Raw genomic sequence first — 13981 nt, forward strand, 5'->3', positions numbered from 1 at the left:
GGGCGGGGCGGGGCGGCCGTTGTCGGAGCGCGCCTGTTCGGCACGGGGCTGATCCGGCCGGATGCCCTCCGGTCTGCGGTGCTGCGGCGTACGCCCCTGCTCCCCCCTCGCCTGGTCCGCCCGTGCCTGCTCCACGCGCGCCCGCTGCACCCGTCCCGCCTGCACGCGCAGCGGTTCCGTACGCGGCGGGGCGGCGGCGTCCGCGCCACGGCCCCGGCGGTCGGCCCGCCCGGGGTCGAGCGCGGCCACGGCCCGGTTCCGTACGGCCGCCACCAGATCCGCGGGCGCCGGCGGCCCGGCGTCCGCGCGGCGCTGGGCGGGCGCGCCTCCTGGGGAGGCCGTCGGGCGTACGCGGCGGGGCGCCGGGTGGCGTTCGGTCCAGCCGTCGGTGAGAAGGGCCCGCAGCAGGGGCCTGGCGCGCGCCTCGGACACCGTCCACTCGGCCACCGACACCAGCCGGTCCACCGGGTCCGCGGGCTCGGCCAGCAGGCGCTCGACGCCGTGCAGATACAGGTCCGCCTCGCGCCTTACCAGGGCACGGGCGAGCCCGTCCTTGCTGCCGAACTCGTTGTAGAGGGTCTGTCGCGAGACCCCGGCGGCCGACGCGACGTCGACCATCCTGACGGCGGACCAGGACTGGTCCGTGAGCGCCGAAAGAGCGGCGTTGAGTAGGGCTTCGCGCGCTGTAGGCATCGTTGCCTCCCGGGCCGTTCGGCTCCGCAATCAGAGTTGACGCAGCCTCGCGCGCTGTCAAGAGGACCCCGCGCCGGTCCGGCCGCCCACCGGCCCGTAGCCCGATCTTGGACGCTGTCGATACTGTGACGACCATGCCCGACTACCACGATGATCTGCGACTTGCCCATGTCCTCGCGGACGCCGCCGACGCCGCGACGATGGACCGGTTCAAGGCTCTCGACCTGAAGGTCGAGACCAAACCGGACATGACCCCGGTGAGTGAGGCCGACAAATCGGCCGAGGAGCTGATCCGTGGCAATCTCCAGCGCGCGCGGCCCCGTGACGCCGTGCTGGGCGAGGAGTACGGCATCGAGGGCACCGGCCCGCGCCGCTGGGTGATCGACCCCATCGACGGCACCAAGAACTACGTACGCGGCGTCCCCGTCTGGGCCACGCTGATCTCCCTGATGGTGGCGGGCGAGGGCGGCTACGAGCCGGTCGTCGGCGTGGTGTCGGCGCCCGCGCTGGCCCGTCGCTGGTGGGCGGCCAAGGGCGCGGGCGCGTACTCGGGCCGCAGTCTCTCGTCGGCGACGCGGCTGCGGGTCTCGAAGGTCTCGCGCATCGGGGACGCGTCGTTCGCGCACGCGTCGCTGAAGGGCTGGGAGGAGCAGGGCCGCCTCGACGGGTTCCTGGATCTGACCCGGGCCTGCTGGCGTACGCGCGGGTACGGCGACTTCTGGCCGTACATGATGGTCGCCGAGGGTTCGGTGGACATGTGCGCGGAGCCGGAGCTGTCCCTGTGGGACATGGCGGCGCCGTCGATCATCGTCCAGGAGGCGGGCGGCCGGTTCACGGGCCTGGACGGGCGCTCCGGCCCGCACAGCGGCAACGCGGCGGCGTCGAACGGTGTGCTGCACGAGGAACTGCTCGGCTATCTGAATCAGCGCTACTGACCCTGGCCTCTCTTTTCCGGGGCTCGGTTCGCCTCCGGGGCGCTTTGCGTCGGCGCCGACGGTCGACCGTGCTCGGCCCCTCGTTCCTCGGGGCCTCCGCGCGCTCTCCCTTTCGACACCGACGCGCCCCTTCGGCTCACTCGCCAGGGTGCTCACACTCGGCCGTCTTGGACTGCTGACGGCGTCCCGGCTGTACAGAAGTGCCGTGCGCGATCAGACACCCGGCAAACTTTTTCACCGGCCGATCGGCCATTCGGGGGATCCGGACTCCCTTGGGGCGTACGGGGCGTGCGGCTGCGATCTTCGCGCGCCGGGCGTCTCGCTCCGTCCGCCCCCTTGTTGACTCACCGTGTCGGTGTCACTCTGAAAGTCCCCCCACTTGTGAACTTGTGAAACCGTTCTCCAGCCAAGGGACCGGTTCACCGAGGAGGTGGCTCCATCCATGCTCGTCCGTGACGCCATGAGCACGGTGGTCCTCACCATCGGGCCCACCCACACACTCCGCCAGTCCGCGCAGCTGATGGCGGCACGCCGTGTCGGCGCCGCTGTCGTCCTGGACACCGACACCTGCGGGCTCGGGATCATCACCGAGCGTGACATCCTGATCTCGATCGGCGCCGGACAGAATCCCGAGGTGGAACTGGCCGGCACGCACACCACCACCGATGTCGTGTTCGCCTCACCGGTCTGGACGCTGGAGGAGGCGGCCGAGGCGATGACGCACGGCGGCTTCCGTCATCTGATCGTCTGCGACGAGCGGGAGCCGGTCGGCATCGTGTCCGTACGCGACATCATCCGCTGCTGGGCCCCGGTCAGGCGCCGCCCGCCGGCACTGACCGGCTGACCGGCCGGGCAACAGACCGGGCGGGACATGCCGGGACGACGGTGGAGGCCGGATCCGTCCCGGAACCCGGCCTCCACCGCCTCATCGGCGAGGGCCGTCAGCCGCGCAGGGCCTGGACCGCGGTGTCGAGCCGCTTGCCGAAGTCTCCGTCCGCCCGACGGAAGTTGTTGACCGCCCGCTCGGCGATGTCGTCGCGCGAGACTTGCGAGATGAACCCGGCCAGGTTGGCGACCAGCCGCGCCTTCTCGTCCTCCGACATCAGCCGGTAGAGGTTCCCGGCCTGTACGAAGTCGTCGTCCTCCGCGTGGCCGGGGGCCTCGGTGTTGCCGGTGACACCGGTGACCTGGGTGGACTGCCAGAGGGGCCGGTCCGTCTGGAAGGGGCCGCCGAAGCTGTTCGGCTCGTAGTTCTTGGCGCCCTTGTGCCGGCCGTCGTACAGCGAGCCGTCACGGCTGTTCGTACGCGCCTCGGTGGCGTGCGGACGGTTCACCGGCAGGTGGTCGGCGTTGATGCCGACGCGGTAGCGGTGGGCGTCGCCGTACGCGAAGAGACGGCCCTGGAGCATCTTGTCGGGCGACGGGCCGATGCCGGGCACGAAGTGCGCCGGGCTGAAGATCGACTGCTCGACCTCCGCGAAGATGTTCTCCGGATTGCGGTTGAGCTCCAACGTGCCGATCTCGACCGGCGGGTAGTCCTCGTGCGGCCAGACCTTGGTCAGATCGAACGGGTTGAAGCGGTAGTTGGCCGCGTCCGACGCCGGCATGACCTGGATCTGCACGGTCCAGGACGGGAATTCGCCGCGCTCGATGGACTCGCGCAGATCGCGCTGGTGGCTGTCCGGGTCGGCGCCGGCGAGCACGGCGGCCTCCTCGGAGGTGAGGTTCTTGATGCCCTGGTCGGTCTTGAAGTGGTACTTGACCCAGAAGACCTCGCCGGCCTCGTTGTTCCACTGATACGTGTGCGAGCCGTACCCGTTCATGTGGCGCAGCGTGGCGGGGATGCCGCGGTCGCCGAACAGCCAGGTCACCTGGTGCGTCGACTCGGGGCTCAGCCCCCAGAAGTCCCATACGTTGTCAGCCTCCTGGCTGCCCGTGTACGGGTCGCGCTTCTGGGTGTGGATGAAGTCGGGGAACTTGATGGCGTCCTTGATGAAGAACACCGGGGTGTTGTTGCCGACGAGGTCGTAATTGCCCTCCTCGGTGTAGAACTTCAGCGCGAAGCCGCGCGGGTCGCGCACCGCGTCGGCCGAGCCGAGGCTGCCCGCGACGGTGGAGAAGCGCAGGAAGGTCTCGGTCTGCTTGCCGACCTCGGAGAGGAACTTCGCCCGGGTCCAGTGCGAGACGTCGCGGGTGAGCGTGAAGGTGCCGTACGCGCCGGCGCCGCGGGCGTGCACGATGCGCTCCGGGATGCGCTCGCGGTTGAAGTGGGCGAGCTTCTCAAGAAGCGCCTGGTCCTGGACCAGAACGGGACCGCCGACACCCGCCGTCTCGCTGTTCTGGTTGTCGGCCACCGGCGCGCCGGCCTCCGTGGTGAGCGGTCCCTGCGTCACGTGCGCCTCCTGCGTCATTCCTGCCGTACCCGCCGTGTCTGTCGTCCGGCGATTGCCTGACTCGACCCTACAATGGACTTTGTCTAAGTCAAGTAGGGATCCAACTCGACACTCATTCAGGATCTGGGCGCCCTCACTGTTAAGCTGACCCTCATGAGTGACCTGTTGGAACGACTTCGCGAACGCGGCTGGCGGATGACCGCCCAGCGCCGTGTGGTGGCCGAGGTCCTCGACGGGGACCACGTACACCTCACGGCCGACGAGGTGCACGCGCGCGCCGTGGCCCGGCTGCCCGAGATCTCCAGGGCGACGGTCTACAACACCCTGGGCGAGATGGTGACGTTGGGCGAGGTCATCGAGGTCTCGACGGACCGGCGCGCCAAGCGGTACGACCCGAACGCCCACCGGCCCCATCACCACCTGGTCTGCGCGCACTGCGGCACGATCCGCGACGTGCACCCGGTGGGTGACCTGCTGGCCGACCTGCCGGCGACGGAGCGGTTCGGCTTCGCGGTCTCGGACGTCGAGGTGACGTACCGGGGCACCTGCCCCAACTGCGCCGGAGCCTGAGCCCGCGCCCCTCGCCGCCGTCCCCGCGCGACTCGCGGACTTCGGGACACGACGCACACGACGAAGGCCCGGATCCTGATCGGATCCGGGCCTTCGTCTTCTTGAGTAGCGGGGACAGGATTTGAACCTGCGACCTCTGGGTTATGAGCCCAGCGAGCTACCGAGCTGCTCCACCCCGCGTCGGTGAACTCGACATTACGTCACCCCGCCGACCAGCGCAAATCCCTTCCCGCGCCCCGCTCACGCGGTCAGTTCCTGGTGCAGCGCCTCGCGCAGCCGCGCCGCCCGCTCCGTCACCTCGGACGGCCCCAGCTCCACCGCGCGGGCACACCAGCGCTTGCCCTCGGCCAACTCCCCGCGCCGGGCGGCGAGCAGCGCGAGCCGCAGCGCGGCGCGCCCGTGACCGGCCTGCGCCGCGCGGGACCACCACAGGGCCGCCTCCCGCTCGCTGCCCTCACGGGCCAGCAGCAGCCCCAGGTTGAACGCCCCGTTGCGGCTGCCCGCCTCCGCCGCCTCGCGGTACCAGCGCGCCGCGTCCGTCATGTCGCCGCGGCCCGCGGCGAGCATCCCGACCCGCACCTGGGCGCGCCGGTGACCGTGCTCGGCCGCGCGCTCGTACCACTGCTCGCACTCGGTCTTCTCCGGCTGTGTCTCACCGAGCGCCGGCGCGCCCTGCGGCGGCTGCCGCGCGTCCAGCACGGTCGCCAGCCGGAAGGCCGCCTCCGCGCTGCCGCCGCCGGCCGCGCACCGCAGATGCCGCTCCGCCGCCTGCTCGTCGCCGTCCCTGAGGCACGCGATGCCCACCTGGAGGGCCGCTTCCGTGTGCCCGGCCGCCGCGGCCCGCTCGTACCAGACCAGGGCCGTACGGTCGTCGTCACGGCCCGCGTAGAGGATGCCCAGGTTGAACGCGGCGTCGACGCTGCCCGCCTCGGCGGCCTTGGAGAACCACGGCTCGGCGCCGGTCGGGTCACCGGCCTGGAGGAGCAGTACGGCGAGGGCGTTGGCCGCCTCGCGGTGGCCCGCGTACGCGGCGCGGCGGTACCACTGCTCGGCCTGTGTCGTACGGTCCTGCGCGGCGCAGAGCAGCCCGAGGTTGTAGGCGCCGTTGACGTCGCCCGCGTCCATCGCGGCCCGGTACCAGCGCTCGGCGGTCTGCTGCTCGCCGCGCGCGGCGTGCAGCGCGCCGAGCGCGTTGGCGGCGTTGCCGTCGCCGTCCTGCGCGGCGCGCAGCCACCAGACGGCGGCGCTCTCCGTGTCACCGGCGTCGCGCAGCAGGAAGCCGAGGGCGCAGGCGGCCCGCGCCTCGCCGTCGTTGGCGGACGTCAGATACCAGCGTCCCGCCTCCTTCAACTCCCCGCGGCTCTCCAGGATCGCGCCGAGGTGCAGCGCGGCGCGGCGGTGCCCGCGCGCCGCCGCCTGCCGGTACCACTGCGCGGCCTCGGCGAGGAACGACTGCCCGGCGTCGGCCTCGGCGCCGGGGCTCCTGCGGAGGCCGTCGCCGGGGCGCGCGTCCTCGACACCGGCGGGGACCGGACGGACACCGGAGGCCGTACCGCCGTCCCGGCCCGCGATGACCGCGCGGACGGTGTTGCCGGTACGCGCGGCCTGCCGCGCCCGTCGCTCCAGGGCGCGCGCGAGGCGGTACGAGGCCTCCCGGTGGCCCTGCTCGGCGGCGGCCCGCAGCCACCGCTCCGAGCCGACGTCGCTGCGGTGCTCCAGCAGGTCGGCGAGCGCGTAGGCGCCCAGCGCGTGGCCCTGCTCGGCGGACTGGCGCAGCCAGTACTCGGCGGCGGGCTCGTCGCCCTGCTCGCGGTAGTGCCGGCCGAGCGCGTGCGCGGCGGCGGCGGAACCGGCGACGGCCGCGACCCGCCACCAGCCCGACGCCTCTTCGGTGTAGCCGCGCTGATGGAGGAGGACACCCAGGTTGTTGGCCGCGGCGCGGTCGCCCTCGGCGGTGGCCGCGCGCAGGTACTTCTCGGCGGCGTCGAGGTCACCGCGGCGCAGCAGCAGCGCGCCGAGCACGCTCATCGACGCGACGTCGCCACCGTCGGCGGCGCGCCGGTGGCGCGCCTCCGTCTCGGCGTCGGCGCTCTCCGTGGGACCTCCGGCGTCCGTGGCGCCGGTCGCGCCCCCGAACTTCTCGGCGCCGGCGGCATCTTCCGCCTGTCCCTGTACAAACCGCCCTGTCTCCAACAGAGTTGCCCTGTCCCCCATAAAATCCATCGTTGCACCACCTGTTACCCGCGTACACCTGGTATATCGCGGCCAGCAAGGTCACTTCAGCGTTTTGTCGACATGCCCACAGAGAGACAACTCAAACGCCCCTCCGGTCAACTCCCCACGGCCACCGCCCACTTCACCGAACAGATGGTCACGGACCGACCACGAACAGGTACGAACACACCACAACGCGCGGCAAAGGCCCGGATCCTGATCGGATCCGGGCCTTTGCCTTCTTGAGTAGCGGGGACAGGATTTGAACCTGCGACCTCTGGGTTATGAGCCCAGCGAGCTACCGAGCTGCTCCACCCCGCGTCGTTGTGTTCCAAACCGTATCACGACGCGGGGTGTTCACCGATCAGGTCTTGTCGTCGCCACCGCCCGCCGGTGGCTTGGCCGGCGTCTTCGCGGTCTTCTCCGCCTCGGCCGCGCGCTCCAGGGCGTCCTGGAGGGCCTCCTGGGCCTTCCCGTACGCGACCCAGTCCTGCTTCGCGAGCGCGGCCTCACCGTCGGAGTACGCCTTCTGGGCGTCGGCGATGGCCTTCTCCAGGGCGGCGTCACCGGTGGCCGGCGGCGTCGTCGTGTCACCGTCGCCCGGCGGCGTGGTCTCCGGGGGCGGCTCGGCGCCGTCGACACCGAACACCGCGTTCAGGGCCTCGGACAGGCTGTCCTTGAAGACCGGCTTGCCTCCGTAGGAGACGGCCACCTTCTTCAGCAGCGGGTAGTTGGCGCTGCCGCCCCGGGCGTACACCGGCTCGATGTAGAGGAAGCCGCCGTCGAGCGGGACGGTCAGGAGGTTGCCGTACTCGATGTCCGAGTCGGTGCCTCTCATGTCCCGGACGAACGTGGCCACTTCGGGCACACCGTTCAACTCGCTCTGCACCTGTTGTGGTCCCTGGACCGTGTCGGTCACTCTCAGGACTCTGATCGTGCCGTAGTCCTTGCTGGTGGCATCGGCGTCGACCGCCATGAACGCACCCAGATTGGGACGTCCGTTGGGCGTGAAGGTCGTCGTCAGCGAGAACTTCTGGGACGTCTGCCCCGGCATCTTCAGACTCAGGTAGTACGGCGGGACCGCGCTGTTGTCCTTGTTCGTCGGGTCGTCCGGCACCTGCCAGGCGTCGGAGCCGCTGTAGAACTGGGCGGCGTCCGTGACGTGGTAGCGGGTGAGCAGCTCGCGCTGGACCTTGAACATGTCCTGCGGGTAGCGCAGGTGGGCCAGCAGTTCCGGCTTTATGTCCGCCTTCGGCTTCACCGTGTCCGGGAACGCCTTCATCCAGGTCTTGAGGACCGGGTCCTTGGTGTCCCACTGGTACAGGTTGACCGAGCCGTCGTACGCGTCGACGGTCGCCTTCACCGAGTTACGGATGTAGTTGACCTGGTTCTGCTGCGCGACGACCGCACGCTGGTTGTTGGTCAGCGAGTCGGCCGTGGTGTCGCCCAGCGTCGTACGGGACGCGTACGGATAGCCGTTCGTCGTGGTGTAGGCGTCGACGATCCACTTGATCTTGCCGTCGACGACGGCCGGGTAGGCGTCGCCGTCGATGGTCAGCCACGGCGCGACGGCCTCGACGCGCTCCTTGGGCGTGCGGTTGTACAGGATCCGCGAACCCTCGCCGATGGCGCCCGAGTAGAGCATCTGCGGCTCGCTGAACGCCACGGCGTACGCCGCGCGGTTCACCGGGTTGGAGAGATCGACACCGCTGTTGCCCTTGTAGCTGGTGGTCTGCTCACCGTTCTTCTCGTAGTCGAGCTCCTTCTGCGGGCCGCCCACGATCGAGTACTGCTGGGTCTTCTCGCCGTAGTAGATCCGCTGCTCGTACTTGCCGAGCTGACCGCTGGTCGGCAGGCCGGACTCGGTGAAGTCGGGCGCGCCGACCGTGCCGTCGTTCTCCTCGGTGACCGTCCCGGTGCCCTTGGACGCGATCGCTCCGTACCCATGGGTGTACGTGAAGTGGTCGTTGATCCAGTTGCGCTTGGGGATACCGGCGATGTTCAGCTCGCGCAGACCGATGACCGTGTCCTGCGGCTTGCCGTCGGCGTCCGTGTAGCGGTCGACGTCCAGCGTGTCGGGGAACTGGTAGTACTTGCGTTCCTGCTGGAGCTGCTGGAAGGCGGGCGAGACGACGTTGGGGTCGACCAGCCGGTAGCTGGCTGCCGAGTCGGCGGCCTCCCGCTGCTGCGCCTTCTTGTCGGGGTCGCCCTTGCCGCCGTAGTCCGTCACATCGGCGTCGTCGATGCCGTACGCGGCGCGTGTGGCATCGATGTTCTTCTCGATGTACGGGGCTTCCTTGGCCTGCTCGTTCGGCTGGACCTGGAACTTCTGCACGATCGCCGGGTAGAGGCCGCCGATGAGGATGGCGGACAGGACCATCAGACCGAAGCCGATCACCGGCAGCTGCCAGGTGCGGCGCCAGAGCGTCGCGAAGAACAGCGCGGCGCAGATGGCGGCGATGCAGAACAGGATCGTCTTCGCCGGCAGATAGGCGTTGGCGTCGACGTACCTCAGGCCGGTCCAGTTGCCGGTGGCCTTGAAGTCACTGGACTTGACCGCGAGTCCGTACCGGTCGAGCCAGTACGCCACGGCCTTGAGCGAGACGAACACACCGAGCAGCACCGAAAGATGACCGGTGGCCGCGCCCGTCGCCCGCGCGCCGGGGCTGGTGACACGCAGCCCTCCGTACAGATAGTGCGTCAGCGCGGCGGCGATCAGTGCCAGGACGACGGCGGCGAAGCCGAAGCCGAGCATGAAGCGGTACCAGGGCAGATCGAACGCGTAGAAGCTCACGTCCAGGTTGAACTGCGGGTCCTTCTGACCGAAGGGCACGCCGTTGATCCACATCAGCCAGGTGCGCCACTGACCGGCCGCGGACGCTCCGGCGATCAGCCCGACGAGGGCGGTGATCCCGAGCAGCACCCACTTCTTGTACGGGGCGATGCCCATCCGGTACCGGTCGAGGCTCTGCTGCTCCAGCGACATCGCGCTCAGCGGTGGACGCAGCCGGTGCGCCAGCCAGATGTTCAGGCCGACGGCGGCCGCCATCAGCAGACCGAAGACCGCGAACAGGCCGATCTTGGTCCAGAGGGTGGTGGTGAAAACGGACGAGTATTTCACCGAGCGATACCAGAGCCAGTCGGTCCAGAACCCCGCGAACATGACGAACATCATGGCCAGGACGGCCAGAATGCCCAGTGTCATGAGCAGGGTCCGGGCTCGTCTGGACGGCCGGCCCACTCTGATCCGTGGCCCGGTCGGGCCTCCGCCGCGGTCCGGCATCTGGAAAGCCAACGTGCGCACCTCGAAGTTCGCGGTCGTGTGAAGCAGTGAATCAACGTCTGTAAACGGGCCCCAGCGATCGTAGGGCCCACTCATGCAACTTACTGAGGCTTTACCTAGTTCCCGCAAGGGGGTCGGAAGGAGGCAGGATGTTGGCCATGTCCAACCTTTCCTCCTCCTCTTCCTCCTCGTCCTCGTCCGATCAGCCGTCGTCGGCTTCGGGCCCGGTCGCCTCGACGCCCATCACCCGCGCGGTGCTGGAGATCGACGAATACGCCTCCGGCCTGGGCTGGGACCAGCCGGCCAGGCTGTTCGCACTCGTCGACACGGCCCGACTGCGCTCCGACGAACCGGAGCTGGCCACCCAGCTCGGGCTCGACGACGGCTCGACGCCCGCCCCGCTCACGCCCGTCGAGCAGGACGAGATCCCGGCGGGCACACCGCTCGACGAGTTCCTCGCCACCATCGCCTGGCCCGGCGCGGTGGCCGGCTGCGCGATCACGGTGGAGCGTCTGATGCTGCCGCCGTCCGCCGAGGCGTCCGTACCCGAAGACCTCGACGAGTCCGCGCTCGTGGACTGGGTCGCCAAGCACCCGGACCGCCAGGAGGTACGGATGACGGTCGCCGTCCTGCGTGACGGAACGCGGGACTCGGCGCTGCGCCTGCGCGAGAAGGACTCACCGACCCAGGTGCTGACCGGCGCCGGCCTGGTGCCGGGCCTCGCCGAGGCCCTGGCCGCCACCTTCGAGGCATAGGGGGTGTCTTGTCGATCAGGCCGGATCAGGGAGCGGGGTCTGGTGCGTGCGATCGCAAGGCGGAGGAGGGAGGCATGGCGGAGCCATGCCGACCGACGACAACGCGGCGAGCGCGCGTGCCAGGGACCGCGAGCCCGGCAAGATCGGCAAGACACCCCCTAGGGGGTGTCAACGCCGGAGGGGCCCGCGGCCCCTCCGGCGTCCGAGGGCGGCACACGCCCCCGGGCATGTCCTAGCTTGTCGAGCAGCTCGGCAGACCGGCCGTGTCACCGCTCTTGATCTTCTTCAGGGACGCCGTCGCGTCCTTGATGTTCTTCACCCGCACCAGGGTCAGACCGTCCGGGATGTCGGCGGCGGCCGTCGCGCAGTTCTCGTCCGGCGTCAGGAAGTACCGCGCACCCGCCTGCCGGGCGCCGACGAGCTTCATACCGATGCCGCCGATCGGCCCGACCTTGCCGTTGTCGTCGATCGTGCCGGTGCCCGCGACGAACTTGCCGCCGGTCAGATCCCCGGGCGTGATCTTGTCGACGATCCCCAGCGCGAACATCAGCCCCGCGCTCGGCCCGCCCACGTCGGCCAGCTTGATGTCGATGTCGAACGGGAACGTGTGGTCCGTGCCGGCCTGGATGCCGACGATGGCCCGGTCGTCGCCCTCGTCGGACTTCACCGTCCTGACCGTGACCTTCTCGGTGCCCTCGGGCTCCTTGCCGGCCTTCTCGGCCGCCTCGGCGACCTTGGCCGGGACGATCGTGAAGACGACGTCCTCGCCCGGCTTGTGCTTGGTGACGATCTCGGCGACGTCCGGCGGCGCCTGGACGCTCTTGCCGTCCACCGCCTTGATGACGTCACCGGCGTGCAGGGCGCCGTCCGAGGGGCTGTCCTTGACGACCGCGGCGACGATCACCCGCGACGTGACGGGGATGTTCTCCTCCTTCAGGGCCGCGACCTTCGCGCTCTCCTGGGACTGGCTGAACTCCTCGGCATTCTCCTGCGTGGACTGCTCTTCGGTCTTGCCGTCCGGATAGAGCGTGTTGTGCGGCACCACGATGTTGTCGTGCGACAGCCAGCCGTAGACCGCCTCGACCACATTCATCTTGTAATCCGCGCCGGTGACCCGGACCGTCGTCATATTGAGATGGCCGGTCGTCGGATAGGTCTTGCGACCGGCGATATGGAGCACCGGCTCACCATTCGCGTCGCCCAGCGTGTTCACCGTCGGACCGGGACTCATCTCCGAGTACGGGACGGGAATGAACACTCCCGCACAGAGCAGCGCGATGAGCACGAGGGTGGAAGCGAGCATCGTCGCGGTGCGGCGTGGCATGGAACGACAGTACGGGAAGGGTCTGTCGGCGCACCCCCGGGGCCGGTCCGTACGGGGCGACTTGGCCCGGTGCGTGGCCCGGCGGGCGGGCGGAGGGGGCCGGGGGCCGCGGCCCCGACGAGAGGGCGCGGGATGCGAGGGCGATGCCTCAGGCGGCGTCCGTCGTGGCCGGATGGGATTTCGCCATCGCGTCGCGGAAGCGCGCGTAGCCGGCGAGTTCGGCTATGTCTTCGGTGGTCCGGTTCCTTGAGACCCAGCTTCCCCATATCGCCGCGCCGACAGCGGCGAAGAGCGGAATCAGCAACCAGGCAAGCGCGCCCATCCCGACCTCCTTACCCATGTGTGTGTGAACCGAGTGATCAGCAGATTAGTCATCCGCTGCTTCAACGCTCCGGGCAGGGGGGCGGTTACGCAAATCGGGCCACATGGGAACGGAGGGCGACGTCGTGGTGCGGGAAGGGCGTCAGCAGGCCCCGACCCATTCCTCGGTGCCGTCGGAGAAAGTCTGGTGCTTCCATATCGGCACCTCGTGCTTGAGGTCGTCGATCAGCTTGCGGCAGGCTTCGAAGGCCTCCGCGCGGTGCGGGCAGGAGACGGCGACGACGACCGCCAGATCTCCGACGGCGAGGTCACCCACACGGTGGACGGCCGCCAGCGCCCGGACGGGGTAATCGGCGACGACCTTCTCGGCCACCCGGCGTAGTTCCGCCTCGGCGGACGGGTGACAGGAGTATCCGAGGGTGTCGACATCGGCGCCCCCGTCATGGTTCCGGACGGTCCCTACGAACAGGGCCGTCCCGCCCGCCGCGTCGTCGCCGACGGCCCGGAAGATCTCGTCGACGGACAGCGGGCTCTCGCGGATCGCCAGCAGCCTGATGGGGTCCTGTGCCGCCTGCTCACCGGGGTGCGCGTCGATGCGTGCCATGGGGCCCATCGTGCCGTACGGCGGGGGCATCACGTAATGGCGCGTTCGACCGGTCGTCGGCCCGCCCGCTTGGAGCCTCCTACAGAGGGTGGCCGATACCCGGCGCCCGGCGCGGACTCAGCGCCGACGCGCCTTGCGGGCGCGGCGTACCACCGCTGCCGCGCCGAGCAGGGCGACCGTCGCTCCGGCGGCTCCGGCGGCCGTGGCGTCCTTACGGCCCAGACGCCGGCCCGCGACGGTGTGACGGCCCTCGACCTCTTCGAGGAGCGCGCCGAGGACTTCCTCGTTGGTCCACCGGGGCCGCCAGCCCGCGTCGTGGAGACGGCTGACGCTGACCACCCAGGGGTGCATCGTGTACGCGAGGTCACCGGCCGGGGACGGGGTGAGGCCGATCCGGTGCAGCCGGGCGGCGGCGCCGAGGGCGACGGCGGAGGGCAGCTCCATGCGGCGGATGCCGCTCAGCTCCTCGATCTCCTCCTGTTCGAGCCAGCCGTCGCAGCCGACCGCGAACTCGCCGTCGACCTTCTCCAGCGCCGCGTACTCCAGGGCGCTGACCAGGTCGTCGACGTGGCAGAACTGCCAGGTGGGCCGGGAGCCGGCGACGACCAGCAGCCGGGGCGACTCGAAGTAGCGGGTCAGGGCGGTGTCCGTACCGCCGACCAGGACGGCGGGCCGTACGACCGTGACGTTCAGGCCGGGGTGCGCGCGGGGTGCCCGGCGGCCGAGCCGTTCGATCTCCAGCAGGTCCCCGACGCCCGTGGCCTCCGCCGTGGCACGCAGTTCGGCGTCCTCCGACAGCGGGATGTCGTTGTCGGGCAGCGCCCCGTAGACCATGGCGGACGTGCACAGGACGACCCGGTGCACCCCGGCCGCCGCGGCGGCGGTGAGG

General features: G+C 70.2%; 12 protein-coding genes and 2 tRNA genes. 4 read left to right on the forward strand and 10 right to left on the reverse strand.

The window, feature by feature from the left end:
* Window positions 1-693 (reverse strand): TetR/AcrR family transcriptional regulator (locus BHU15_RS26165; protein ID WP_107422928.1); only part of this gene is annotated, 693 nt, incomplete at its 3' end.
* A gap of 134 nt (window positions 694-827) precedes the next feature.
* Between BHU15_RS26165 and hisN the strand changes: the two genes are divergently transcribed.
* Window positions 828-1628: a histidinol-phosphatase gene (gene hisN, locus BHU15_RS26170; RefSeq protein ID WP_031229633.1), complete on the forward strand. Its 801-nt coding sequence runs from the start codon at window positions 828-830 to the stop codon at window positions 1626-1628.
* A gap of 442 nt (window positions 1629-2070) precedes the next feature.
* A complete protein-coding gene (locus tag BHU15_RS26175) occupies window positions 2071-2472 on the forward strand; it encodes a CBS domain-containing protein (RefSeq protein ID WP_023538794.1) in 402 nt (133 codons plus the stop codon).
* Window positions 2473-2569: 97 nt separating this feature from the next.
* Here BHU15_RS26175 and BHU15_RS26180 read toward each other — a convergent pair whose 3' ends face one another.
* Window positions 2570-4039 (reverse strand): catalase, encoded by a 1470-nt coding sequence (locus BHU15_RS26180; RefSeq protein ID WP_069629439.1) that lies wholly within the window; start codon window positions 4037-4039, stop codon window positions 2570-2572.
* Between the two features lie 135 nt (window positions 4040-4174).
* Here BHU15_RS26180 and BHU15_RS26185 point away from each other — a divergent pair, with 135 nt between their 5' ends.
* Window positions 4175-4591, forward strand: a complete 417-nt coding sequence (locus tag BHU15_RS26185; protein WP_031229635.1) for a Fur family transcriptional regulator — start codon at window positions 4175-4177, stop codon at window positions 4589-4591.
* 106 nt (window positions 4592-4697) lie between these two features.
* Here BHU15_RS26185 and BHU15_RS26190 read toward each other — a convergent pair.
* The 4 genes from BHU15_RS26190 to BHU15_RS26205 form a co-directional block, all read right to left on the reverse strand.
* Window positions 4698-4771, reverse strand: a tRNA-Met gene (locus BHU15_RS26190).
* A 60-nt stretch (window positions 4772-4831) separates the two neighbouring features.
* Entirely contained in the window at window positions 4832-6814 is a 1983-nt protein-coding gene (locus tag BHU15_RS26195; RefSeq protein WP_069629440.1) for a tetratricopeptide repeat protein, read from the reverse strand.
* 238 nt (window positions 6815-7052) lie between these two features.
* Window positions 7053-7126 (reverse strand) — tRNA-Met (locus BHU15_RS26200).
* Window positions 7127-7169: 43 nt separating this feature from the next.
* A complete protein-coding gene (locus BHU15_RS26205; protein WP_171908450.1) occupies window positions 7170-10088 on the reverse strand; it encodes a UPF0182 family membrane protein in 2919 nt (972 codons plus the stop codon).
* A 149-nt stretch (window positions 10089-10237) separates the two neighbouring features.
* Between BHU15_RS26205 and BHU15_RS26210 the strand changes: the two genes are divergently transcribed.
* Window positions 10238-10843, forward strand: coding sequence for a PPA1309 family protein (locus BHU15_RS26210; protein ID WP_376202902.1), 606 nt, complete (start codon window positions 10238-10240; stop codon window positions 10841-10843).
* A 232-nt stretch (window positions 10844-11075) separates the two neighbouring features.
* Here the strand turns inward: BHU15_RS26210 and BHU15_RS26215 are convergent, their stop codons facing one another.
* From BHU15_RS26215 to BHU15_RS26225, 4 genes are all read right to left on the reverse strand, one after another.
* Window positions 11076-12167, reverse strand: coding sequence for a YlbL family protein (locus BHU15_RS26215; RefSeq protein WP_069629442.1), 1092 nt, complete (start codon window positions 12165-12167; stop codon window positions 11076-11078).
* Window positions 12168-12315: 148 nt separating this feature from the next.
* Window positions 12316-12489, reverse strand: coding sequence for a hypothetical protein (locus BHU15_RS40370; RefSeq protein ID WP_167756279.1), 174 nt, complete (start codon window positions 12487-12489; stop codon window positions 12316-12318).
* Between the two features lie 141 nt (window positions 12490-12630).
* Window positions 12631-13092, reverse strand: coding sequence for a molybdenum cofactor biosynthesis protein MoaE (locus BHU15_RS26220; RefSeq protein ID WP_069629443.1), 462 nt, complete (start codon window positions 13090-13092; stop codon window positions 12631-12633).
* Window positions 13093-13209: 117 nt separating this feature from the next.
* On the reverse strand, window positions 13210-13981 hold a 772-nt coding region (locus tag BHU15_RS26225), incomplete at its 5' end, for an NAD-dependent epimerase/dehydratase family protein (RefSeq protein WP_069629444.1).

Origin of the sequence: Streptomyces niveus, assembly GCF_001723055.1 — a bacterium.
Lineage (GTDB): Bacteria > Actinomycetota > Actinomycetes > Streptomycetales > Streptomycetaceae > Streptomyces > Streptomyces niveus.

Coding starts and splice junctions, on each gene's coding strand:
- BHU15_RS26195 (WP_069629440.1), bottom strand. CDS start 6,814: ATGGATTTTATGGGGGACAGGGCAACTCTGTTGGAGACAGGGCGGTTT.
- BHU15_RS26180 (WP_069629439.1), bottom strand. CDS start 4,039: ATGACGCAGGAGGCGCACGTGACGCAGGGACCGCTCACCACGGAGGCC.
- BHU15_RS26220 (WP_069629443.1), bottom strand. CDS start 13,092: ATGGCACGCATCGACGCGCACCCCGGTGAGCAGGCGGCACAGGACCCC.
- BHU15_RS26205 (WP_171908450.1), bottom strand. CDS start 10,088: ATGCCGGACCGCGGCGGAGGCCCGACCGGGCCACGGATCAGAGTGGGC.
- BHU15_RS26185 (WP_031229635.1), top strand. CDS start 4,175: ATGAGTGACCTGTTGGAACGACTTCGCGAACGCGGCTGGCGGATGACC.
- BHU15_RS26210 (WP_376202902.1), top strand. CDS start 10,238: ATGTTGGCCATGTCCAACCTTTCCTCCTCCTCTTCCTCCTCGTCCTCG.
- BHU15_RS26175 (WP_023538794.1), top strand. CDS start 2,071: ATGCTCGTCCGTGACGCCATGAGCACGGTGGTCCTCACCATCGGGCCC.
- BHU15_RS40370 (WP_167756279.1), bottom strand. CDS start 12,489: ATGGGCGCGCTTGCCTGGTTGCTGATTCCGCTCTTCGCCGCTGTCGGC.
- hisN (WP_031229633.1), top strand. CDS start 828: ATGCCCGACTACCACGATGATCTGCGACTTGCCCATGTCCTCGCGGAC.
- BHU15_RS26215 (WP_069629442.1), bottom strand. CDS start 12,167: ATGCCACGCCGCACCGCGACGATGCTCGCTTCCACCCTCGTGCTCATC.